We start from the raw sequence: 22,934 nt of genomic DNA on the forward strand, positions 1-22,934 counted from the left end.
TGCATCGTGCAGACCTCAGTTTGACTGACTACGCACATCGCTGTGCGATTTATAATAAAACTTGAATTAACAGGTACGTTTTGTCTTGTTTAGTTTTCAAAGATCATTCAAGAAATAATGGAGCGGGTGATGAGAATCGAACTCACGACATCAGCTTGGAAGGCTGAGGTTTTACCACTAAACTACACCCGCATGTATATTATATTGGCGCGCCCGAGAGGAGTCGAACCCCTAACCTTTTGATCCGTAGTCAAACGCTCTATCCAATTGAGCTACGGGCGCTTATCGAGCGACTTAACTATCATACTATTAATTGATGTTAAAGTCAAGATGTTTTTTCGAATGTTTTTTTCAAATCTTTTTGATTCGACTTTATCTATTATACACATTCTGAAGTGTTTGTAAACACCTTCGAAAAACTTTTTGTTTTTCATTTTGTTCTGTGCTGTTCATCAGCGACGTTTAATAATATACCATGTGTTTTTTTATCGGTCAACACTTTTCTATGTTTTTGTTTCATTTTTCTCATTTTCTTTTCAGCTGTTGGTGAGTCCGTATAGTTTATCTGATTGTACAGATGATATAAAAAACAAAATAAATAAGAAAAGAGGCGTGTTATGTTTTACTACAAAGAAGAACTAATCAATATCATTAAACCCGATAAGCCAGATCCGGCCGCAGCTAAAGTACTGCAGGAAATATTAGGCGGACATTACGGAGAAATGCGTACAATGATGCAATATTTCTTTCAAAGCTCCAATTTCAGAGGAAAGCAGAAACAATATCGTGATTTGCTGCGCGGTATCTTCTTAGAAGAAATTGCCCATGTAGAGCTTGTGCAAAATACAATCAATGCTTTATTGGATGAATCAGGCGGTGCTGGAGTCGGCAGCCAGGGTATAGACCACGCCCCCCTTGATGAAGCAGTTAAACATGCTAACCCTCATCATTACATTATTGGCGCACAGAGTTCACTCCCGGTTGATGCGGGCGGCAATCCTTGGAACGCATCCTGGGTTTATAATCACGGAAACTTAATCACTGACCTGTTGGATAACTTGTTGCTTGAGTCTACTGGCGTTCTCCAAAAAACAAGAATTTATGAAATGAGCTCTAATCAGACGTTCCGGGAAACACTCGCTTTTCTTATTGTTCGTGACAATGCTCATCAAAATGCTTTCGCTAAAGCGCTTGAGACTTTGGGTGTTGACTGGGCTAAGCTTTTTCCAGTACCGAATTACGACATTAATAAATATCCAGAGTGCAGAAAGTATGTTGAATTAGGCTACCATAATGTACAGTTTAACTTTAGATTAGATGAAACAAGAATTGCAGAGATCTTTCAAGGGAAATCTCCAAGCAGAAATGGCGGCGAGCTGCAAGTAACTGAACCTCCGGCTGGATTTCCTGTTCCGGTTCTTCCGGACATGCCGAATGAACATAGTCCCGGCTTAGGGGATATGAACGCCTGATGAGCAAAAGGTTCTCAAGGATATCCTTGAGAACCTTTTATTAATGTAAAACGTTTTTTATTCAACTATAGGTGTTAGCGTATCACCGTTCCATACTTCTCCCTTATTTAATGTCCAGCTATCATTGTAGAGAGCAGAAGCGCCTCTGTTCACAGCCGGGCTCCATTCATCATTCCAGGCCAGAAAATAAGTGGTTTTAGGGTATTTTTGTTTTATCGCACTCATAAACAGGCTGTAATCAAAGCTGCCGTTTGCTGTTTGCGGACCAACTTCTGTGAAGGCAAATGGTTTATTAAGTGCTGTCAGCTGGTCGTATCCGCTTATCGAATATGGATCTTGAAAGTATGCATCTAACCCAACTATATCTACGTATGAAGCTCCAGGGTAAAAATCTGTTTTAAAATCTCGATTAGCGTCGGGAGAGTAAACCCACAATAAATGATCCAATCCTCTTTCGTCAGTCATATAATGATAGATTTTGATGTAGAGCTGTTTATATAAGTAGATTCTTTCATCATCCTTTTGATTATATGACGTAAGGCCCCACCAAAACCACTCGCCGTTCATCTCATGCAGCGGCCTGAACAGAACGGGCACGCCTTGCTTTTCCAACTCTTGAAGTCCGTCAGCAATTTTGCTGAGCATGGCGTTCAGCCGCTTCCCCTCTGTTGTAGAAGAGTCTAACAGTTTTTTATACTGATCGTTGGTAATCGGTGTTTTATAGTGTCCTGACTGATAAGCAGGATTCGCTAGATGCAGACTGATCTGCGGAATCCCTCCGCTTTTCCAATACGAAATTAAATCACTGTTGCAGCTTACGTCTATAGAATCTTCAATGTTTGAGGTTTCAAGCCATCCCCTCGCGTAATCACAGCCGTAAATGGCAGGTGATTGTCCGGCTGAGCTTCGGATTCTTTCTGCTTCGACCATGGAGAATGTGTCATGACTGTAACCGCCAAACGCACCGGAAAGCACTCTGTTTTCAGAACGATTCGGCAGGTGGGCGAGCCAATTCATCACATCTTTTGTTGTCTGCTGTGCTTTAGGATTAACAGGTGACACAGTATGTGCTCGGATCGGCTCAGCCAAAACGGCAGGCGCAAATAAAAATAAGATGAACAAACAGATGATAGGTTTCTTTAACACAGAAATTCCTCCGTTCTTATTAAGGATGAGATATGATCAGCTCGCAAGTTCCTTCTATTGAAAACTCGCCAAAATGGGCAGGCAAAATAAAGTGTGAGCCTTTCTTGCATTCATACTGCACACCGTTGTTTTCTATAATCCCTGAGCCTTCGACAACACTGCATAGCAAATAGGTTTGAGGAGTAGGAAAAACCGGCTTGCCGCTGACATTCCATTTGTAAACTGAGAAATAATCTGACTGAACATAAGACGTAATCACGGCATCCTTCATTTCTTTCACCGCCGGTATTGGTTCAGAATCCGCATGCGGTATGTTTACGACTTCCATAGCTTTTTCTATATGGAGATCCCTTTTTTGGCCATGGTCATTACAGCGATCATAATCGTATACTCGATATGTGGTATCAGAATTTTGCTGAATTTCAAGGACGAGGGTGCCCTCACACAATGCATGCAGCGTGCCGCTTGGAACATAAAAGAAATCTCCTGGCTTTATGTTGATGCGCCTAAGCAGTCCGTTCCAGTCACCGCTTTCTATAAGCTGTTTGAATTCTTCCTTCGTGCTTGCGTGATGTCCCAAAATCAGTTCTGCCCCTTCTTTGCAATCAATAATATACCAGCACTCTGTTTTTCCGAGGTCTCCGTTTTCGTGCACCATGGCATAATGATCACCAGGATGCACTTGTACAGAAAGGTCCATGTTGGCATCAAGTACTTTCACCAGTAATGGAAACACGCTTCTTTGAGGAAAGCCGAAAAACTCCGGGCATTCTTTCCACACTTGATCTAGGGTTTTTCCTGCCAACCGGCCATTTTGAACAGTCGATGATCCATTGGCATGGGCCGAGACAGCCCAGCATTCACCAGTTTTTTCTGAAGGGATGCTGTAGCCGAATCTATCACGAAGCGCTGTGCCGCCCCATATCCTTTCTTTAAAAATCGGCTCTAAAAATAAAGGATGCTTCATGATGGAACCTCCCCGGATGCTTCTTCTGCTTTTAATGCCTGATCGGCTAAAACAAACGTTCCGATGATTCCGGCATTTCTGCCTAAATGGGGAGCTACAATATACTCATTTATACTTTCTGATAATTCAGAAAAATTAAAGTAGCTGTTCATTATTTTAGGTACATATTGATATATATAAGGGAGCAGCTGACTCTGATTCATGACGCCGCCGCCAAGAATAATTTTTTTTGGTGCCAGGATGAGGATATATTGTGCCAGCGCCTGCGCAATGTAATATCCTTCAAGTTCCCAGACCTCATTAACATGTGATAAATCTGCGGCCTTTTTTCCCCATCGTGACTCTATAGCAGGACCGGAAGCCAGACCTTCGAAGCAATCCTTATGATAAGGGCACTTTCCTTGATACGTGTCATCCGGATGGCGGCGAATATAGATATGGCCCATTTCAGGATGTGATAATCCTTGCAGAAGCCGCCCTTCTATAATCGCGCCTGCACCAATGCCAGTGCCGACCGTGATATATAAGCAGCTGTCGAAGTCTTTAGCTGCGCCGAAAAGAGATTCACCGAGCGCCGCAGCGTTTACATCCGTACTGAATCCGACAGGAATATTCATTTCTTCTTTTATTGTTTTCAAGAATGGATAGTGCCGCCAGCCTGGTTTAGGCGTGGCAGTAATGGTTCCATATGTTTTACTGTTTACATCTGTATCAACGGGACCAAAGGAGCCGATGCCGATTGCCTGTAGCGAGAATTGGCGAAAATATTGAATGACTTTCTCTATCGTTTCATCCGGCATCGCTGTTGGTATCTCTATTCTGTCAATGATCGTTCCATCTTCTGTTCCGACGGCACATACAAATTTTGTGCCGCCTGCTTCAATACCGCCAAGCATGCAGATGGCCTCCTTGTTATCTCCGCGATCAGCGCCTTACATTTACCGAAGTGACGACAAATTTGTCATGCCGATGACGTGAAAAGGAATATTCAAATGGAATACCGATATCTAAAAAGCCCACGTGCTCAACTTCAAGAATGGGATCATCCTGTTTGCAGCCCAGATGCTGCTGATCCATCTCATCAGATTTACAGGCTCTGATTTTCCGGTGCGTTCCGGCAATCTTTAGCTGAAGCCCGTTTGTAATGTGTTCATAAATAGAGTGGTGCAGCACCTCATCATTAATGCCGGGTATTAAGTGTGTCGGCATATATGTTTTTTCCAATACATATGGCTCGCCTTCCACAATCCGCAGCCGTACAACATAATAAACCGGCGTTTTCTGATCAATTGATAAATGGGCAGCCACTTCCTCAGTGGGAAATTGCACCTCGAACTGAATGACCTTGCTTTTGATTTTTTTGTCTTTTAACAAATTGGTCAGTCCGCGGATTTCATTGCTGACGACATGGACATGTTCATCCTGTATCGCAGATTGGATGATAAAGGTTCCGTGACCGCGTTTTCTGAATAACAGTCCTTCAGCAACTAAATTATCTAGAGCTCTTTTCATCGTCATGCGGCTTGAATTGAACTCTTTTGCAAGAGATACTTCATCGGGAATCGGCTGATCGATGGGATATACATTATTTTTGATTCGTTTTCTCATTTCATTTGCAATGATTTCGTATTTATTCATTGGTATCCTCCGGCAGCTGTAAAAGTAAAAATTTTGATATCGAATAAACTTCTTTACGGATATCATAAGTTCTTTTCCCTGTTTCATCAACGTTATGGCTATTTGTTGTTTCTGTTAGAAATTTTGACCGCCGGAAGACCTTTTAGCTATAGCAACCTAAAAAACATTTTTCTCAGCAAGCTTTTTGAACCATTTTCCGCTCTTTTTGACGGTTCTTTCTCCGTCTTTCTTCAGATTGACTGAAACAAATCCGTATCGGTTTTTATAAGCGTTTGTCCATGACCAATTGTCCATAAACGTCCATAAGTGATAGCCTTTTACGTTTGAACCTTCCTGTATAGCGCGGTGAATCCATTTTAAGTGCTCTTTGATAAATTCAATTCGATAGTCATCTTGAATCATACCCTGCTCGTCTCTGAAACGCTCTTCCCCTTCAACCCCCATGCCGTTTTCAGAAATAAAGCACTCGATATTCCCGTAATTTTCTTTTAAATTGATCAGGATATCATAAACGCCTTTTTCGTAAATCTCCCAGCCTCGGTGGGGATTCATTTTGCGGCCCGGCATGACGTAAGGATCGAAATACCTGTCAGGCAAAAACGGCGCATCCGGATTTGGCAGGTGCTCTTTGGCTTTTACACGTCTCGGCTGATAATAATTCACACCTAATAAGTCAACCGTATGCTGTTTAATGATCTCAAGATCCTCTTTCTCATATTCAGGCATAAAGCCTTCAGTTTTTAAAATGTCTATGAGTTCTTTTGGAAACTCGCCTTTTACAGAAGGGTCTAAAAAAGATCGGTTAAAGAACGCATCTGCTATTTCACCCGCTTTTACATCCGCCGGGTGGCTGCTTCTCGGATAGGATGGGGTTAAATTTAAGATGATGCCGATTTTTCCATCCTGCTTCATCTCTCTGTAAGTCCGAATGGCCCGGGCGCTCGATAACATGGTGTGAAACCCGACTTGAACGGCTTCTTTAAAATCTACCTTGTTCGGATAATGAAAATCATATAAATATCCGCCTTCTACCGGTACGATCGGCTCGTTATGCGTGAACCATTTTTTCACGCGATCGCCAAACAAACGAAAGCACGTTCCCGCATAGTTTTCATAAGCATCCACCGTTTCTCTGTTTGCCCAGCCGCCGATGTTTTGAAGTTCCATCGGCATATCGAAATGAAACAAATTGACAAAGGGTTCAATTCCATTAGCTATGAACTCATCAATGACGCTGTTATAAAAGTCCGCTGCTTTAGGGTTGATCTCGCCTGTTCCGCCCGGTATTAAACGTGACCATGAAATCGACATACGGAACGAGTTGTGGCCAAGCTCCTTCATCAGCCTGATATCCTCTTTATAGTTATCGTAAAATTGCGATGTGGATGCAGGCCCTACATGATCAAAAAAGCGATGAGGCTCTTTTTCAAACCAGTAATCCCAAATATTCTTCCCTTTTCCGTCTCGATCGGAGGCACCCTCCGTTTGTGTCGCTGAAGCGGATGATCCCCACCAAAAATCTTTTGGAAAACGATACTGTTCTGTTTGAGTCAAGTTCTCTCTCTCCTTCTGTCACATTTTGATGCTGTTATCATTTTGCTTTGCTGTTTCCTGAACAGCCTGTTCCTTTTCTTTTGCGAGATTTAATTTATCCATTGCTTTTAGGAACGGAAACCATATCACGAAGACAATTAATAGATTAACAAGCTGCATGACGCCACCCATGATTGAGTTCGTCGCCATAATGCCATTAATGAATAATGGAACCGTCCACGGCACCGTCACACCGGTCGGCGGCGGAACGAGCCCTGCTGACATGGCCAGATAGGTGACGAGCGTAACAACCATCGGTGCCAGCACCCAAGGCACGATAATGATTGGATTCATCACAATCGGCAGTCCGAAGATAATCGGTTCGTTTACGTTAAAAATCCCTGGAGCAAGGCCGAGTTTTGATACTTGCTTCATCTGCCTGCTTTTCATGAATATGAGAATCGTAAATACAATCGCCAGCGTCATCCCGGTTCCGCCCATCCCCACTGTATAAATCTCCATAAACGGTTTTGAGATGATGTGCGGCACTTCTTTCCCCGCTGTGTAGGCTGCCAGGTTTTCCACCTGAAGTGTATTCCAAATCGGGTCCATCACAGAGTTGATAATGATTTGCCCATGCAATCCGAAAAACCATAGAATTTGAATGAAAAATACAGCAATCAGCGTCGGAATGATACCGCTTCCAAGTCCGACAAGCGGAGCCTGAATCGCATGATAAATGACATCATGCATGTTGGTTTTGAAAAGCTGGGTGACCAGAACGTTAATCAGCAAAAACACAGTCAGTGTGATAAAAGCCGGAATAAGTGCGGCAAATGATTTTGCTACAGCTGGCGGAACCCCGGCAGGCATTTTGATCGTCAGATTTTTTTGAACGATTCTTCTGTAGATTTCACCAGAAAGAAATGCCGTGATCATACCCAGAAACATTCCTTTGGCACCGAGGCGGTCTACCGGAATGACTCCGGTTATGGCATCTCCTGTTTCCGGCTGAACGATAAAAGGCGTCAGCAGCAAAAAGGAAACCAAAGCGATCGCACCGCCAAACACAGCTTCAACCTGATAGCTTTTTGAGAGATAATAGCCTATACCAAACACGACGAAGACAGACATAATCCCCATGGTCGCCGTAGACGCAATGCCAAAATTGGACTGAAACGATGTGAGCATTGAAGCATTCATGATTTTATTTAAAAACGGCAGGTTCGTTAACACCACAAAAATGGACCCGAATATCGTAAGCGGGAAGGCCAGCATAAACGCATCGCGCAACACCTGCAAATAACGGTTATTATTTAACCTCCCTGCAATTGGAACAAGGAATTGGCTGATTTTCTCGAACACCCTATCCACCCCGATTTTTATATATTCTTTGTTTTAAAGATGCCAAGCAGCTCTTTTACCAATTCTTTCATGGTCAATGTTGACATCAGATGATCTTCCGCGTGCATAAGCAGCAATGAGAAATTGGCTGCCTCGCCGCTTGATTCTTTCTGTATCATTTGAAAGTGAATGTCATGGGCTGCAGATAGAGCATCCTCAGCCTGGGCAATAAGGGCATCTGCCTCCCCCCTGTTTCCTTCCTTGTAGGCACGCAGTGATTGAATGATGCAGCTGCGGGCATTGCCGCTGTGGAGAATAAGCTGAAAGCTGATTTGTTCGTCTGTTAAATCGGTGATTTTTATCTGCTCCATCATTGTTGCCCCATTAATGACAAAGCCTGTTCATAAGCTTTTTTGCCATCAGCCATTCCGTAAGCCATCATGTCAATGACCTCAACCCGAATGTTGTATTGGTCGGCTTCTTTTTGCAGTTCGCTTTTCAGAAAGCTCATTTGCGGGCCGATTAAAACCGCATCTGCCTTTTGCATATCTTCTTTCGCTTTATCCTGGCCGACTGCCCAGATCTCCGCTTCCTCTCCGATGGATTGCGCGTATTCTTTCATTTTTGTCACCAACAAACTGGTGGACATTCCCGAACTGCACGCCAGTAAAATTTTCTTCAATGGATGACCCCCCTCTTTTATTTAAAACGCTTACAAAATTTATTATAGTCATTTAATTTTAATTGTCTATACTTTTGTAAAAATAAATATACTCATATTTTTTCAGTTCAACTATTTATCAAAATTTTCTATGGAAGATTCGCTCACAATATGTTAAACTCATCCTCGGAAACTAAATCAATTAAATAGCTATTTTTACTTGTATAACCTCAATAATATGGATTGAGGGTGTCTACCAGGAACCGTAAAATCCTGATTACAAAAATTGTGTATCACTTTTTTTGTAATCAGGATTTTTTTATTTGTAAAAAAATTAAAGTGAAGGAGTTTGTTATGAATTTTAAAGTTTTTCTGCTTGCAGCTTCTACGATTGCAGTCGGATTGGTTGAGTTAATTGTGGGAGGAATTCTTCCTCAAATCGCAAATGATTTAGACATTTCTATTGTCTCAGCCGGGCAGCTGATCAGTGTATTTGCACTGGGATATGCGGTGTCAGGGCCGCTGCTTTTGGCCTTGACTGCGAAGATTGAGCGGAAGCGTTTATATTTAATTGCCTTATTTGTTTTCTTCCTTAGCAATCTTGTGGCCTACTTCAGCCCTAATTTTGCAACACTGATGGTGTCAAGGGTATTGGCTGCGATGAGTACAGGGCTGATTGTTGTGCTTTCCTTGACAATTGCGCCGAAAATTGTGGCGCCTGAATACAGAGCCCGCGCAATCGGCATCATTTTTATGGGATTCAGTTCTGCCATCGCATTAGGTGTGCCGCTTGGCATATTGATCAGCGATTCCTTCGGATGGCGCATTTTGTTCCTTGGCATCGGCCTGTTGGCGCTGATCTCCATGCTGATTATTTCAATCTTCTTTGAAAGAATACCAGCGGAGAAAATGATTCCTTTCCGGGAACAACTCAAGACAGTCGGTAATCTGAAAATCGCGAGTTCACACCTCGTCACGATGTTTACATTAGCTGGCCATTACACGCTTTACGCTTACTTTGCGCCGTTTTTAGAAGAGACTCTTCACCTGAGCTCTTTCTGGGTCAGCATTTGTTATTTCCTTTTCGGGATATCTGCTGTATGCGGAGGTCCTTTCGGAGGAGCGCTATCTGACCGGCTTGGTTCCTTTAAGAGCATTTTGCTGGTGACCGGTTCCTTTGCCATCATTATGTTCTTACTGCCGCTGTCTACATCGTCTATGATTTTCTTTTTGCCTGTTATGGTGATTTGGGGTCTTCTGAGCTGGAGCCTCGCCCCGGCTCAGCAAAGCTATTTAATTGAAATTGCACCTGATTCGTCTGACATTCAGCAAAGCTTTAACACGTCGGCCCTCCAAGTCGGAATTGCCCTTGGCTCAGCCATTGGCGGTGTTGTTTTGGATCAGACGGGTACTGTGGTGTCAACAGCATGGTGCGGCGGGTCGATTGTGATCATCGCTGTCCTGTTTGCTCTAATTTCTTTAACAAGACCTGTTCAGACAGCAAAAAAATCCTCCTTGTAAAAGGAGGATTTTTTATTATTTAGCTGAAAGCTCATCTTCGGTGACCCATTTGTGGTTTTTCACTTTTTCTCCGCTTGTTTTCGATGTATAGTCCACCATGTATACCGTTGTTTTTTCTGCAGAGTCGATTTCAGCAGTTGCTCCCTTCATGCCTTTCATGTGAGAGGCCTCTAAGATCGCCTGATCTCCGGGGTAGAGGGGTTTATCTCCTGCATCTTTTATCTCTTCTTGGATCACCCATTTGTGATGATCAACTCGCTGTCCTCCGGTTGTCGGTGTATAAGAAACAACATATGCCGTAGTATCGTATGCGCCTGTAACTGTTGCTTCGGCGCCCTTCATACCTTTCATATGAGAAGCATTGATGATGACCTGGCTGCCTATCTTATATTTAGGATGTTTCGATTCCGTTAATCCCTCTGGAACTTCAGCAGATCCGGAATGATCCATTTCTTCGTGTGAGCCGGAGTCCGAATGACTTTCATGAGTGCTTTCTTTTTTGCTATCGTTATTGCCGCATGCTGATAAAACAAAAATAAGTGACATCAATAAAATTCCAAGTGCCTTTTTCGAAATCTTCATGTTCATTCTCCTTTGCTTCATTTTTTGGTGTGAATGTAATCCGCGGAAACAGAATGGCCTTCACATCTGCCTGTCAAACATGATCTTTTCAAGAATACTATACCCCCGGATGGTATGTAAATGCGCTGATATTCTCATAAAATATGCTGCTGTTTGTCCTATTCCCCGTGATCCGCAGAATAAAACGCGGTGGATAAAAGCCGCGGTTGCGCGGCTTCGGTTAGTTTTCGATTACTTTGACATACACGCCTTTTTTTGCTTTCTGATAAGCGGTCTCTCCCATTTTTCTGATGTTTTGAGATACTGATGAGGATGTGATCCATTCATTATGATGGAAAACAGAAGGGTCGATGAGACGCATTTTCTTTTTTCGATGAAAATCGTAATGAATGTCATCCTCTTTTACTTGTATGTGAGGATGTATTTTTTCAAGCAGTCTCCGTACTTCTTCATTTTCTGATGAATGCAGGATGTCTAACACCACTTGGTCTGTTTTCAGCAAATCTTCGGCAGCGATGACATTGTGCTGCAGCGCAGCCTTCAGCGTTCGCGTTAAGTATTCATATCCATATACATTCACTGGGTGCATAAAGAAATCGATTACTTCCTTGTAATACACTCGCACGAACCATTCGGCTGTTCCGATACTATCTGGAAACACCCTTCCGTTTCTCACAATGAGGCGATCTAAAAAGATTTCTGCTTCGCGGAGCGTGATCTGTCCATATTGATACATGTCACGCAGCGTGTAGTCTATGCGATCAGCACACAGCTCCGGTGCGGGCTGTTCGAGCAGTGTCCATCTTGTATCATTTAATAAAAGATCGCCGGCATCATAACCGTGTTTTTTTAGAATTCCAGGGATCTCGGACTGGTCAATGACTTGTTGAAAAATGTTTTCATGATAATCTTCCGCTTCATTTTCAAATACAAAATCGATTACATGAGAAAATGCTGTGTGCGACACATCGTGGAGAAGACCCGCGATCTGCTCTTCTATGGTTCCCCCCAGCCTTTTGATTAGAAGCATAACGCCAATGGAGTGCTCATACCGGGTCACATTCCACTTTGGATTGACTAAAAAGCTGGCGCCGCCTTGATAAACCCCTTTTAATCTTTGCACGGGTGAGCTTTTTATGAGTTCTTCCAGTACTCCGTCTATTTGATGCCTGCCGTATAGCACATCGTTTATTTCCATACTGTCACCTCAACATCTATTCTCTTCTTCGGGTGCATTGCCGGTCACATGTTTTCCTTTAATATCCCCTCAGTAAGAAATATTACCTCTAGCAAACTCGATTTCTTTTTGAGTTCTATATCAAGGGATTGATTGACATCTTCTAGTCACATACATAATCACTAGCCGGTCAGATTTGCACATCATATTTACTTTCGGCACTGCCTTTTCATTTCCTTGTAATCTTGTAAATTCAATCTTTAAAATCGATTAATACTAGCTTAACACTTTAAAAATATAATGGGTTTGTCATTGAGGATCATATTTTTAGGAGGTTATTCAGTTGAAAAAATTCCCGAAGAAGCTGCTGCCTATTGCGGTGTTATCATCTATTGCGTTCAGCAGCCTAGTCAGCGGCAGCGTGCCTGAAGCCAGCGCCCAGGAAAAGAAAAAGGGGAATCAAAACGAAATTAAGAATGTCATCGTCCTGATCGGTGATGGGATGGGTGTGTCTTATACGTCCGCTCATCGTTACTTAAAGGATAATAAAAAGACAAAGGTTGTTGAGCCTACAGCTTTTGACCAATACCTTGTCGGCCAGCAGACTACTTACCCTGAAGATCCTGAACAAAATGTAACGGATTCTGCTTCTGCCGCAACGGCTATGTCAGCTGGGGTTAAAACATATAATAATGCAATTGCAGTGGATAATGACGGTTCAGAGGTCAAAACAGTTCTTGAAGCGGCAAAAGAAAAAGGAAAATCGACCGGCCTTGTCGCCACTTCAGAGATTACTCACGCCACTCCGGCTTCTTTCGGCTCACATGATCACAGCCGGAAAAACATGAATTCTATTGCAGACGACTATTTTGATGAAATGGTGAACGGCAAGCACAAAATCGATGTCCTTCTAGGCGGTGGAAAAAGCAATTTTGACCGCAAGGACCGTAATTTGGTAAAGGAATTCAAAAAAGCGGGATACAGCTATGTGGATAACCGCAAGGACATGCTGAAAAACAAGGACAGCCAAGTTCTCGGCCTATTCGCTGACGGCGGCCTGCCTAAAAAGATCGACCGCACGAAGGATATTCCTTCATTAAAAGACATGACAAACACAGCTCTCAAAAAATTAAGCAAGGACAAAGACGGTTTCTTTCTCATGGTTGAAGGAAGCCAGATTGACTGGGCGGGGCATGACAATGATATTGTCGGCTCCATGAGTGAGATGGAAGACTTTGAACAAGCCTACAAGGCAGCGATCGATTTCGCTAAAAAAGACAAGCATACATTGGTTGTCGCAACGGCTGACCACTCAACCGGCGGGTACTCCATCGGTGCGGACGGCATTTACAACTGGTTCAGTGAGCCCATTAAAGCCGCAAAACGCACACCTGACTTTATGGCAGAAAAAATTGCCGGCGGCGCAGATGTTGAAAAAACATTAAAAACGTATATTGATCAAAAGAAATTAGCTTTAACTGCATCTGAAATTCAATCTGTTGAAAAAGCGGCAAAATCGAAGGAAGTCCTTGATATCGATAATGCGATTGAGGAGATTTTCAATAAACGCTCCCACACAGGATGGACAACAGGCGGACATACCGGCGAGGATGTTCCTGTCTATGCGTACGGACCGTCCAGTGAGAAGTTTTCCGGCCAAATCGATAATACTGAAATCGCCAAAAATGTTTTCGACGCTTTACAATATAACATTAAGATTAAAGATAAGTAAGAGAATACAAGGTGTCCCGTTGCTTGTATAAGGAACGGGCTCTTTTCTTAATGGAGGACTCATGATGAAAAAGATTCTATCGATTTTATTTTTTATCGTCATGCTTGCGGGCTGTTCATCAAACGCCGATTCTGAAAAACAAAATACAGCCGGAGAGCAAACAGCAAAAGCCACACCGCAAAGCACTTCATCTCAAAAGGACAGTATAGATGAGTATCAGCCTAATGCACAGGTAACAGATGACCGGTCATTGCTGAAGGTAAATCAAACGTTTTCTGATGACAAAGGAGAAGCTGTCTTAAAAGATATCAAACAAGTCAATCAAACTTATAAGATTGGAAACGTAGAGTTAACGGTAAAAGAAATGAAGCTGATCCACTTACGTCCGGATTACAGCATGATTGATTATTTTCATGTATTAACACACGATGAAGAGTTTGATTTCGTTAAAGTTTTCGTTGATATCAAAAACACTTCTTCCGAGAAAGTGAATTTTGCCCCGATTGCATTGATGAAAACAAATACAGGTGAAACCTTTGATTGGAATAAAGATATGTACCTCGAAGAGTTGAATGGTGAATTAGAAGGCGGCGCCGAAAAATCCGGCAATCTCGGCTTTATTGTAAACGCAGCAAGCGGACATGCTCATGATGAACCATCAGCTGAGAAGAAGAAAAAAGAGATCAAATGGATTGAAATCACAACAAGTGACGTTTTTGACCAAAACCATAAGAAGATCAGTGATTCTCAAAAGATCAAAATTGCATTTTAATAATTGCCTTCCAACACGGAAGGTTTTTGTATATCGGAGAAGTTAAACAGTCACCTTGTATGCCAATTTGATATGATCTTATTTTTTGCGAAAACAGAATACTTTATCTGTCGTCAAACCCTAACTGTTGAGCTGGTTTTACCGATGATAAATTGTTAATATCACTAGCCCACCTTGGTGATGGCATACCCAAAACCTTTAGTTGCCACCGAATATACACCATTAAATAACGAGCTGTTTGTAATCGTTTCTTCGTTAATTCTTTAGATGCTGCAACCCTCCGAAGAATCGTTTAACCGATAAAATAAGGTATGTCTGCTCATTTGTACGATATCGTTTTTTTGTTTTACACACCCTATCCCAGTTATCCCATACAAAATAAATATCTGAGATAAAAAGAACTTGGAGCGTTTGTATGTTCAACATAAATCAGGTCAAAAAAAAGCACTGCTGAAATATTAAGTACTAGTAAGATCAATAGAGTACTTTTTGTTTGCTCATGACACAGTGCTGATTGTTAATCTAATTTTTTAATTACAATTGAAGCGTTTACGTTAGGTTGTGTGCCTCCTGCCAAAGTCTGGAGAGTCACTGCGGCAACAGACGTATGATTTCGAAGAGTTAGAACATCGCCGGCTGCTATGGCTATAATAGCCTGACCGTTGTTTTGCTGAGTACCTGCACCTGAACCGTAGACTGTATTCGTAATCGGCGCACCATTTAAAAATAGTGTGAATTGGTTAGGCTCTACTCCCGAAACAGAAAAAGTGACCTCATAGTCTCCCGGAGTGGTAATAGCAATTTGAGAAGTTCCGGGGGCATGTGTAATTCCAGGGGTGGTTATCCCTGTTGAATCAAAAATGACATCAGCCTCTATAGCTACCGTTTGAGCGCTTAAGTTATAAATATACCCGTATTCGGATAACCCAGCTGCTCCTGTTTCTGTGGCTCCCGTGGCTCCCGTGGCTCCTGTGGCTCCGGCGTCTCCTGTGGCTCCCGTGGCTCCCGTGGCTCCCGTGGCTCCGGTGGCTCCGGCTGGTCCGGCGTCCCCGGTTGCTCCTGTGGCTCCCGTCGCTCCCGTTGCTCCGGCTGGTCCGGCGTCTCCTGTGGCTCCCGTGGCTCCGGCTGGTCCGGTGTCCCCTGTGGCTCCCGTGGCTCCGGCTGGTCCGGCGTCTCCTGTGGCTCCCGTGGCTCCGGCTGGTCCGGTGTCCCCTGTGGCTCCCGTGGCTCCGGCTGGTCCGGTGTCCCCTGTGGCTCCGGCTGGTCCGGCGTCCCCGGTTGCTCCCGTGGCTCCCGTCGCTCCCGTGACTCCGGCTGGTCCGGCGTCTCCTGTGGCTCCCGTGGCTCCGGCTGGTCCGGTGTCCCCTGTGGCTCCCGTGGCTCCGGCTGGTCCGGCGTCCCCGGTTGCTCCTGTGGCTCCCGTTGCTCCGGTGGCTCCCGTCGCTCCGGTGGCTCCGGTGGCTCCGGCTGGTCCGGCGTCTCCTGTGGCTCCGGTGGCTCCGGCTGGTCCGGCGTCCCCGGTTGCTCCTGTGGCTCCCGTTGCTCCGGTGGCTCCCGTTGCTCCAGCTGGTCCGGCGTCTCCTGTAGCTCCCGTTGCTCCCGTGGCTCCGGCTGGTCCGGCGTCCCCTGTAGCTCCCGTCGCTCCGGTGGCTCCGGCTGGTCCGGCGTCTCCTGTGGCTCCCGTGACTCCTATTGCTCCGGTGGCTCCCGTGACTCCTGTTGCTCCGGCCGGCCCTGGTGGTCCTGTGGCTCCCGTAGCCCCGGCCAGACCTGGTGGTCCTGTGGCCCCTGTTGCTCCGGGCAGCCCTGGCAGCCCCGGTGGTCCTTGTGGTCCTGTGGCTCCAAGACTGCCTGGAATACCGCGTAATCCGCGTGGTCCCTGCGGCCCTCTTACTCCCCTTACGCAGCAGCAGCACATACATGAATGTTTAGGCTCAGGATTTTTTTTAGGGCCTACTCTACAACTGGGGCTTGAAGAGTTAGATCCACAGTAAGGGCACCTATGTGACGGCTTTCGAGACATAATTTATATCCACATCCTTTCGATACATAATTTTCCATACACTTATTCATAATATGAAAAATGATTTTGAGTGTGAATGAATGCGAAAGTATTCCTCCTGCTGCCCTGCCGTTCCCAGAAAATGAGCCCATACAAATTTATAATCCTTTTGCTAAAATCTCTGATCCCGCAAAATGAATCCGGTTATTGTCACAATGCCTGTAAGACCCTATCAGTAAAAAAGAGTGAGACCATTTTCATCTCACTCTTTTTTCTTATATCATCCAAATGTATTTTTTGCTGTTTATTTTCTCTGATCTATAAATTGATCAATCCGCTCCATTACCTCTTCCATATTCATGCAATCCTGAAAGCTTTGATTGATTTTTTGAATCCCTTCCTTATACCGGTTGTTATTCAACACTTCTTCCACTGCATGTTTTAAAGACTGCGCGGTTACATGATCTTTAGATACTGTATAACCTGATTGTAATTCAGTCAGCCGCTGGGCCACCATTGGCTGGTCCTTATCGTGCGGCATTACAACTAAAGGAACGTTAAAGTGAATGCCTTCATTTACACTGTTCATTCCCCCATGAGTGATGAAAACATCTGATTGTTCCAGCACTTCCAATTGAGGCACATATGAAGCAATGATAAAGTTTTCCGGCGCTTGCTTTAATTTTGTCAAGTCAGCTTTTTCTCCCGCAGCTATCACGACCTTGCCCTCGACATCAGAAAAAGCATCTATACATAAGTTGAAAAACTCTTCAGTTTCGTCTAATACAGTCCCCATTGAAATATAGATGACTTTCTCATCTTTCAATTTCTCAATTGGGAAATCAGTTTTTTCCGCTCTCTTTGGAAAGCTTGGACCGATAAACAGAAATTCATTGCCGAAACGATGGCTTTCCGGCTGAAAATATCGGCTTGTGTACACTACATTTAATTCACCTTTATTATTCATGAATTGAACCATATTTTCAGGTGATACACCATAATTTTGTTTCATCTCTAATAATAGATCTTCACACTCTTTATCCAATTGTAAAGGCACTTCTGAATCCGGATGCAGAGGCAATACCTTTAAATGCTCTTCATCGAATAAGAAAGAAGCAGATGAAGAGATGCCCGGGATGTCGAGATAATCTCTGACCAGCTCTCCCGCACCGAATTTATCATAATAAACAAAGTCAAATTGGATGCTTTTTGACAACTCCTTTACGACATGTAAAATGTCCAGTGAGGTTTTGATATGTATTTTCAGGAAATCAAGAATGCCATTTGGCGAAGCGACATGAATAGGTGTTGTTCTCAGCAAATCCTGATGAAGGTGGACAGTCGCTCCCACCGCTTCTAATCTTTCTTTATATTTTTCAGTGGATATATAGTGGACATCATATCCTCGATCGGCAAAGGCTTTCGTAATGCCTAATGTAGGATTTACATGGCCTTCAGCTGGGAAATTCAGGATCAATACTTTTTTCATTCTGACAACTTCCTCTCACTCATATTCCGTAAGCGTTCATAAGATGATATGCAATTTGTGCCTGATTAGACTGATGATAGTTCTCACTATCGATCATAATGGGGGAGACTGACGCCATGCAAGTGACAAATGATCGAATTATTCTGCCGCTTTAGGCTGATGCGATTTTACGGCTATCAATCCGTTACGATAAAGGATATCGCCAGCGCTGCCAGCCAGTGAAATGACAATATGTCGGGAACTCAGGGCTGCTCGAGGCACCGCAGTCAAAAAATACGCCTATGTCCTCCTTTGTGTGAGAATGGCATTTATCTGCTTCTTATATTTCAACACCGTGAACGATTATCATCTGATTTTAACAAAGCAGCTTAGAGATAATGCCCGATGGAAGTAACAACGCAAGGAAGGCTGAGACGGTAAAAGCATTCAGCAGACGCTTAAAACATCACTAAAAAGACACCGTGCCCGGTGCCCTTAAACCTTTCTGATCGTAAAAAATTTCCGCAGAAGCCATGGAGCTGGTGTGAATCCGAGTGTTAACTGCCAGGCGCCTATTGCTTGTAATCCATATTCGCGGACGATCAGCATCTTTTGGCTCATGCTCCTGACATCTTCAAACCATACTTCATGCGTCCGTCCCTGCTCATCTCTGTAGCGAAAAAATGGCGATTGATATTCGTTTGAATATTGAATGGGTGCTTGGTACCTCATCGCTGTTTCAATTGATTTTTGATTTGAAATAGCTGAAGCCACTGTTCCCGGCTGATAAGGGATGATCCAATTGTAGCCGTAGAGCGGGACACCGATGATGATTTTTCTCCGCGGCACCTGGGCAATCGCAAATTCAATTGTTCTTCTTATTTCAGTAATCGGCGCAACAGGCCCCGGCTCGCTTCCCGCATGATGCCAGTCATACGCCATGATAAACATATAATTGACGACCGCTCCAATCCCTCCGTAATCATAGCCCCTCAGCCACGGAATATCATCGCTTGTTTTTGCCGGAACAGCTATGGTTAGCACATAGCCACCCGGCTGCAGACGATCTCTGAGCTGACGCAAAAATCCTGTGAACAGATCCCGATCTGCGGCGCTCACTTTTTCAAAATCGATCATCACGCCGCCATATCCCCTTGTGGATACCAAGTTATAAATATTGTTAACCAGATTGGTTCTCGCAGTTGGATTGTTTAACACTTGGTGTACGAGTTCCGTGCTGAAGCCTGCTGAGGTTAGATTTGTTATTGTTGCAAGCGGCGTCACCCGTCTTCTCCATGTGGTTTCAATAGCGGCTGCGTCATTCAATTGGTTTGCAATGTCGCCATTAGGCGCAATATGGTATTCGAAAATGGAAATCGAAGACGAATACGGGGCGTAATCATTGATTAAATCGCGATCTAGATCCGGATTGCGGAGCACGTAAAAGCTTAACGTTCCCGCAATATAGTTTGAGATATTAGGAATCGTCAGTCTCATTCCTGCTTGCAAGGCATTTGGATTTATAGCGGGATTTGCGGCTCTTAGCCGTTCTGTCGGAACAAACGCTTTTGCTGCAATAGCTCCGAGCGTGTCTCCCGGCTGTACTGTATATACATAAAGAGGGATGAGCAGAGCCTGCCCCGGCACGATATTCGTTTCTTCTAAGCCATTCACACCACGTATTTGATCAACAGAAGCACCGTATCTTCTGCCTATGGAAAACAAAGAATCACCCGGCCGGACGATATGGATAAACATGTCTAACCCCCATTATTCGTTAGTCAATCATCATAGAATCTTATTAATGGGCTTCCTTATATATGATTTTCAATTTATTAAAGTAATGATAGCAATAAAAAATACCAAGGACTCATCCTCGGTATCTGTACATGTCATTTAATTTTCTTTTCCTTCTTCAAGCACACGCTTCAAATGTTCTGAATCATGATTGAAATGAGCCATCATATATTCTTTGGCTGCTTCTTTGTTTCTCTTTTTTACTTCTTCAAATATGCTGCGGTGTTCACGCAGGATCGTTTCAGGGCGGTTGTCCCCTTTATAATTAAGGATTCTGCAAAAGTGAATCAGATCGTTTACATGCTCAAGCAAGTTTTTTAAATGTCTGTTATGGCTAAAATCGACAAGCAGCTGGTGAAACTTTTGGTTTAAGCTGATCATTTCAGTTTCTTCCGCTCCGTTACGAATCGCGTTTTCTGTTTCTTCAAGCTGTTTTTCAAGCGTTTGAAGCTCTTCGTCATTCGCTTCGTCTATGACCAATTCGACAGCAAGCAGCTCGAGAGGAATTCTGATTTTATAAATTTCATCTACATCTTTAGCCGTTAAAGAAGCGATTGAAAATCCATTCCGGTCATCTGCTCTTAACAAGCCGTCTTTCTCAAGCAGCCGCATAGCTTCCCGTATCGGAGAGCGGCTGACACCGAAACTTTTAGCCAGCTGTGTTTCATTGATCCGTTCCCCCGGCTTAAATGTCCCGTTAAAAATCATTTTTTTCAGCTGGAAATAAAATTGCAGGTAATAAGGAGTCGGCTTGTCTAATTTAAAATCATCCATATAAATAATACCTCTTTTGAATAGATTCAGGGGCTGTTCTTCATCAAAATCATATAACAGATGATAAAGGGAAGCAACAAACTCCCTTGTCAAATTCCAAAATTTGCGGTACGATATTTTTGCTAAACGACGGTCGACAGACTACTGTAAACCAGTGAGATGATCCTCTCATCGGCTGCCGGACACTTCGCCTCAGCTACAATCACTCAGATTCATTACATTTACAGCTCAGAATACAATGGAGGAAAAAGTATGCTCATTATTCTTGTTATGTTTCTTCTCGGAATCATTTTAGGCTTTATTGGTGCCGGGGGAGCCGGCTTTGTTATTGCTCTTTTAACTCTTGTTTTCCATATTCCGATTCATACAGCTTTAGGCACTTCCCTCGCCGGTATGGCTTTCACCAGCTTATCAGGGGCCTACAGCCATTACCGGGAAGGCAACATCCAATTAAAAATCGGTTTAACGGTCGGATGCTTTGCTGCCGTCGGGTCATTTTTCGGGGCAAAGCTGACATCTTTTATTCCCGCCGATTTGCTTCATTATTTGACAGCAGGAATGTTATTTTTATCAGCGATTCTCATTTTAATCAGATTATTTATTTTAAAAGAAAAACCTCAAGGGAATCAAAGCAATGTTTCAATGTACACAAAAGCCGTGATTTTAGGAATCGTATCAGGCATACTTTCCGGCACATTCGGCATCGGTTCTGCTCCTTTTATCCAGATCGGTTTAATGATTATGCTGAACCTTTCCATCCGTCATTCTGTCGGAACAACGATGCTTGTCATTATCCCTCTTGCTGCAGGCGGAGGTATAGGGTATATCACGGAAGGATTTGTTGATTATGTGTTGCTGATCAAAGTCTTGATCGGAACCATGTGCGGTGCGTATGTTGGCGCGAAATTCACCAATCTCATGCCAAAGGCCGTCTTGAAATCAGCAATCTTTTTGACTCCGGCCATCGCCGGACTGCTTTTGCTATTTTAATAAAATCAAAAAAACCTGACATGCCGTCAGGTTTTTTTGATTAATTCTGCTTCACGCTCTCTTTAGTTAATCTAAAAAAGGCGAGCGAACCGATAACTGCTGTAACAAACATGATCGCTCCCATCGGAACAGCTGTCGTCTCATCAATGCCCACAAGCGGCGAAACGATGGAGCCAAGGAGCAGCGGGAGCATTCCCAGCAGCGCACTTGCACTTCCGGCGCGGTGCCCCTGTTTTTCCATGGCCAGCGTAAATGTGCTCGTCAGAACCATGCCGATCGTAATCATATAGACAAAAATAGAGATGACCAATGCAGCGAGAGGACCGTGAATCATCGTCATCGTTAAAAGCACGGCAGTCGCAATCATAGCTGTAATGACCGCCATGCGGAGCAGGCTTTTTTCATGAATGATTCCGCCAAAGCGCCCGATAATAAAGCTTCCCGTAATAATCGCCAGGCCGTTAATGCCGAATAAAATACTAAATACCTGCGGCGACACCCCGTAAATATCCTGGTACACAAAAGGCGTACCGGATACATAAGCAAAGCTTCCCCCGTGAACAAATCCGACAGTTAACGCGTAGCCCATAAAAGAACGATCCTTCAGCAGGCTCCCCATTGTTCTGACAGATGTTCCAATTGAGCTTGGAATCCGCTTTTCGGGCGGCAATGTTTCTTTTAGCCTCAGCGCAATAACCAGTACAAGCACAAATCCGATGATCGTTAAAAAGTGAAAAATCGTATGCCACGTTGCAAACGGCAGCAATAAAAGAGCACCGCCTGTCATTGGCGCAATCATTGGCGCTACTGCGGTAATCACCATTAACAGTGAGAAAAATTTAGAAAGCTCTCTCCCTGTGAACACATCCCGCACGATTGCCCGAGACAGCACAAGTCCTGCAGAGGCCGTAATCCCCTGTAAAAAACGGGCTGCCACTAGTGTTGTAATGTTTGGTGAAAGCGCACAGAACAGAGAAGATAACGCAAATAAGAAAATACAGATTAATAGCGGTTTCCGTCTCCCCTGCACATCACTGACCGGCCCGACAATCACCTGGCCGATGGTAAGCCCGATCAGACAGGCTGTTAAACTTAACTGTACAAGCGAGGCACTGGCCGATAAATCATCGGCAATATCAGGAAAACTAGGCAAATACATATCTATATTAAGCGGGCCCAATATAGCAAGCATGCCGAGCAGAAATGCCAATGCCAAACGCTCTTTTCCAGTTGGATTTTGCAGCATTCTATCAAAACCTTCCCTTCAATCTATTATTTATCTGAAACAGATGTCACTCCAACAATTGATTGAAGCTGTAAAACATTTGTATATTGTACCATAACTTTCAGCCAGTGAA

General features: G+C 43.8%; 20 protein-coding genes, 2 tRNA genes and 1 riboswitch. Of the genes, 5 read left to right on the plus strand and 17 right to left on the minus strand.

Annotated elements, in window-relative coordinates; genetic code table 11:
* Positions 1 to 118: 118 nt before the first annotated feature.
* Positions 119 to 192 (minus strand) — tRNA-Gly (locus KXD37_RS20815).
* Between the two features lie 13 nt (positions 193 to 205).
* A tRNA-Arg gene (locus KXD37_RS20820) sits at positions 206 to 282 on the minus strand.
* A 335-nt stretch (positions 283 to 617) separates the two neighbouring features.
* Between KXD37_RS20820 and KXD37_RS20825 the strand changes: the two genes are divergently transcribed.
* Positions 618 to 1,472 carry a manganese catalase family protein gene (locus KXD37_RS20825; protein ID WP_101861411.1) on the plus strand — a complete coding sequence of 285 codons (855 nt, stop codon included), beginning with the start codon at positions 618 to 620 and terminating at the stop codon, positions 1,470 to 1,472.
* A 57-nt stretch (positions 1,473 to 1,529) separates the two neighbouring features.
* On the opposite strand, the gene KXD37_RS20830 is transcribed toward KXD37_RS20825, so the two are convergent.
* The 8 genes from KXD37_RS20830 to KXD37_RS20865 all read right to left on the minus strand — a co-directional run bounded on the left by KXD37_RS20830 (position 1,530) and on the right by KXD37_RS20865 (position 8,782).
* The gene (locus KXD37_RS20830; protein WP_151174786.1) at positions 1,530 to 2,618 is read right to left on the minus strand and encodes a glycoside hydrolase family 26 protein; all 1,089 of its coding nucleotides are present in this window, start codon (positions 2,616 to 2,618) and stop codon (positions 1,530 to 1,532) included.
* A 19-nt stretch (positions 2,619 to 2,637) separates the two neighbouring features.
* Positions 2,638 to 3,585, minus strand: coding sequence for a mannose-6-phosphate isomerase, class I (manA, locus tag KXD37_RS20835; protein ID WP_127695855.1), 948 nt, complete (start codon positions 3,583 to 3,585; stop codon positions 2,638 to 2,640).
* The gene (locus KXD37_RS20840; RefSeq protein ID WP_151174785.1) at positions 3,582 to 4,481 is read right to left on the minus strand and encodes an ROK family protein; all 900 of its coding nucleotides are present in this window, start codon (positions 4,479 to 4,481) and stop codon (positions 3,582 to 3,584) included. The genes manA and KXD37_RS20840 overlap by 4 nt, the downstream gene beginning before the upstream one ends.
* 28 nt (positions 4,482 to 4,509) lie before the next feature.
* Positions 4,510 to 5,223 (minus strand): transcriptional regulator GmuR, encoded by a 714-nt coding sequence (gmuR, locus tag KXD37_RS20845; RefSeq protein WP_127695859.1) that lies wholly within the window; start codon positions 5,221 to 5,223, stop codon positions 4,510 to 4,512.
* 156 nt (positions 5,224 to 5,379) lie between these two features.
* Positions 5,380 to 6,777, minus strand: a complete 1,398-nt coding sequence (locus KXD37_RS20850; RefSeq protein ID WP_106020839.1) for a glycoside hydrolase family 1 protein — start codon at positions 6,775 to 6,777, stop codon at positions 5,380 to 5,382.
* An 18-nt stretch (positions 6,778 to 6,795) separates the two neighbouring features.
* Entirely contained in the window at positions 6,796 to 8,121 is a 1,326-nt protein-coding gene (gene celB, locus KXD37_RS20855) for a PTS cellobiose transporter subunit IIC (protein WP_106020841.1), read from the minus strand.
* Between the two features lie 17 nt (positions 8,122 to 8,138).
* Positions 8,139 to 8,471, minus strand: coding sequence for a PTS lactose/cellobiose transporter subunit IIA (locus tag KXD37_RS20860; RefSeq protein ID WP_024120395.1), 333 nt, complete (start codon positions 8,469 to 8,471; stop codon positions 8,139 to 8,141).
* Positions 8,471 to 8,782, minus strand: coding sequence for a PTS sugar transporter subunit IIB (locus KXD37_RS20865; RefSeq protein WP_024120394.1), 312 nt, complete (start codon positions 8,780 to 8,782; stop codon positions 8,471 to 8,473). The genes KXD37_RS20860 and KXD37_RS20865 overlap by 1 nt, the downstream gene beginning before the upstream one ends.
* Positions 8,783 to 8,961: 179 nt before the next feature.
* Positions 8,962 to 9,061, plus strand: a riboswitch (purine riboswitch).
* Positions 9,062 to 9,115: 54 nt separating this feature from the next.
* Here KXD37_RS20865 and pbuE point away from each other — a divergent pair.
* Positions 9,116 to 10,282: a purine transporter PbuE gene (gene pbuE / locus KXD37_RS20870; RefSeq protein WP_106020843.1), complete on the plus strand. Its 1,167-nt coding sequence runs from the start codon at positions 9,116 to 9,118 to the stop codon at positions 10,280 to 10,282.
* A 15-nt stretch (positions 10,283 to 10,297) separates the two neighbouring features.
* On the opposite strand, the gene KXD37_RS20875 is transcribed toward pbuE, so the two are convergent.
* On the minus strand, positions 10,298 to 10,864 hold the full coding sequence (locus KXD37_RS20875; protein ID WP_127695861.1) for a YdhK family protein: 567 nt from the start codon (positions 10,862 to 10,864) through the stop codon (positions 10,298 to 10,300).
* A 220-nt stretch (positions 10,865 to 11,084) separates the two neighbouring features.
* Positions 11,085 to 12,062, minus strand: a complete 978-nt coding sequence (locus KXD37_RS20880; RefSeq protein WP_127695863.1) for an HD domain-containing protein — start codon at positions 12,060 to 12,062, stop codon at positions 11,085 to 11,087.
* Positions 12,063 to 12,384: 322 nt separating this feature from the next.
* On the opposite strand from KXD37_RS20880, the gene phoB reads away from it, so the two are divergent.
* Complete coding sequence (gene phoB / locus KXD37_RS20885; RefSeq protein WP_127695865.1) at positions 12,385 to 13,773, plus strand: alkaline phosphatase PhoB; 1,389 nt, start codon at positions 12,385 to 12,387, stop codon at positions 13,771 to 13,773.
* Between the two features lie 64 nt (positions 13,774 to 13,837).
* Complete coding sequence (locus KXD37_RS20890; RefSeq protein ID WP_127695867.1) at positions 13,838 to 14,545, plus strand: membrane lipoprotein lipid attachment site-containing protein; 708 nt, start codon at positions 13,838 to 13,840, stop codon at positions 14,543 to 14,545.
* A gap of 517 nt (positions 14,546 to 15,062) precedes the next feature.
* Here KXD37_RS20890 and KXD37_RS20895 read toward each other — a convergent pair.
* The 4 genes from KXD37_RS20895 to KXD37_RS20910 form a co-directional block, all read right to left on the minus strand.
* Positions 15,063 to 16,463, minus strand: coding sequence for a BclA C-terminal domain-containing protein (locus tag KXD37_RS20895; RefSeq protein WP_263463726.1), 1,401 nt, complete (start codon positions 16,461 to 16,463; stop codon positions 15,063 to 15,065).
* A gap of 388 nt (positions 16,464 to 16,851) precedes the next feature.
* Positions 16,852 to 18,036, minus strand: a complete 1,185-nt coding sequence (locus KXD37_RS20900) for a macrolide family glycosyltransferase (protein ID WP_188323575.1) — start codon at positions 18,034 to 18,036, stop codon at positions 16,852 to 16,854.
* A gap of 474 nt (positions 18,037 to 18,510) precedes the next feature.
* Positions 18,511 to 19,773, minus strand: a complete 1,263-nt coding sequence (locus KXD37_RS20905; protein ID WP_255004780.1) for a glycoside hydrolase family 18 protein — start codon at positions 19,771 to 19,773, stop codon at positions 18,511 to 18,513.
* 138 nt (positions 19,774 to 19,911) lie between these two features.
* Positions 19,912 to 20,586, minus strand: coding sequence for a GntR family transcriptional regulator (locus tag KXD37_RS20910; RefSeq protein WP_024120383.1), 675 nt, complete (start codon positions 20,584 to 20,586; stop codon positions 19,912 to 19,914).
* Between the two features lie 252 nt (positions 20,587 to 20,838).
* Between KXD37_RS20910 and KXD37_RS20915 the strand changes: the two genes are divergently transcribed.
* Positions 20,839 to 21,576: a sulfite exporter TauE/SafE family protein gene (locus tag KXD37_RS20915; protein WP_106020855.1), complete on the plus strand. Its 738-nt coding sequence runs from the start codon at positions 20,839 to 20,841 to the stop codon at positions 21,574 to 21,576.
* 40 nt (positions 21,577 to 21,616) lie between these two features.
* Here KXD37_RS20915 and KXD37_RS20920 read toward each other — a convergent pair whose 3' ends face one another.
* Positions 21,617 to 22,822 (minus strand): Bcr/CflA family efflux MFS transporter, encoded by a 1,206-nt coding sequence (locus KXD37_RS20920; RefSeq protein WP_106020857.1) that lies wholly within the window; start codon positions 22,820 to 22,822, stop codon positions 21,617 to 21,619.
* Positions 22,823 to 22,934 lie beyond the last annotated feature (112 nt).

The sequence above is a fragment of the Bacillus sp. XT-2 genome, assembly GCF_025696525.1.
Taxonomy (GTDB): Bacteria; Bacillota; Bacilli; order Bacillales; family Bacillaceae; genus Bacillus; species Bacillus halotolerans.

Excerpts from the sequence above, each read along its gene's own strand:
- KXD37_RS20840 (WP_151174785.1), bottom strand. The coding sequence starts at position 4,481 with ATGCTTGGCGGTATTGAAGCAGGCGGCACAAAATTTGTATGTGCCGTC.
- KXD37_RS20880 (WP_127695863.1), bottom strand. The coding sequence starts at position 12,062 with ATGGAAATAAACGATGTGCTATACGGCAGGCATCAAATAGACGGAGTA.
- KXD37_RS20875 (WP_127695861.1), bottom strand. The coding sequence starts at position 10,864 with ATGAAGATTTCGAAAAAGGCACTTGGAATTTTATTGATGTCACTTATT.
- KXD37_RS20910 (WP_024120383.1), bottom strand. The coding sequence starts at position 20,586 with ATGGATGATTTTAAATTAGACAAGCCGACTCCTTATTACCTGCAATTT.
- KXD37_RS20905 (WP_255004780.1), bottom strand. The coding sequence starts at position 19,773 with ATGTTTATCCATATCGTCCGGCCGGGTGATTCTTTGTTTTCCATAGGC.
- KXD37_RS20860 (WP_024120395.1), bottom strand. The coding sequence starts at position 8,471 with ATGGAGCAGATAAAAATCACCGATTTAACAGACGAACAAATCAGCTTT.
- KXD37_RS20895 (WP_263463726.1), bottom strand. The coding sequence starts at position 16,463 with ATGTGCTGCTGCTGCGTAAGGGGAGTAAGAGGGCCGCAGGGACCACGC.
- manA (WP_127695855.1), bottom strand. The coding sequence starts at position 3,585 with ATGAAGCATCCTTTATTTTTAGAGCCGATTTTTAAAGAAAGGATATGG.
- pbuE (WP_106020843.1), top strand. The coding sequence starts at position 9,116 with ATGAATTTTAAAGTTTTTCTGCTTGCAGCTTCTACGATTGCAGTCGGA.
- KXD37_RS20920 (WP_106020857.1), bottom strand. The coding sequence starts at position 22,822 with ATGCTGCAAAATCCAACTGGAAAAGAGCGTTTGGCATTGGCATTTCTG.
- KXD37_RS20915 (WP_106020855.1), top strand. The coding sequence starts at position 20,839 with ATGCTCATTATTCTTGTTATGTTTCTTCTCGGAATCATTTTAGGCTTT.
- KXD37_RS20890 (WP_127695867.1), top strand. The coding sequence starts at position 13,838 with ATGAAAAAGATTCTATCGATTTTATTTTTTATCGTCATGCTTGCGGGC.
- gmuR (WP_127695859.1), bottom strand. The coding sequence starts at position 5,223 with ATGAATAAATACGAAATCATTGCAAATGAAATGAGAAAACGAATCAAA.
- KXD37_RS20825 (WP_101861411.1), top strand. The coding sequence starts at position 618 with ATGTTTTACTACAAAGAAGAACTAATCAATATCATTAAACCCGATAAG.
- KXD37_RS20900 (WP_188323575.1), bottom strand. The coding sequence starts at position 18,036 with ATGAAAAAAGTATTGATCCTGAATTTCCCAGCTGAAGGCCATGTAAAT.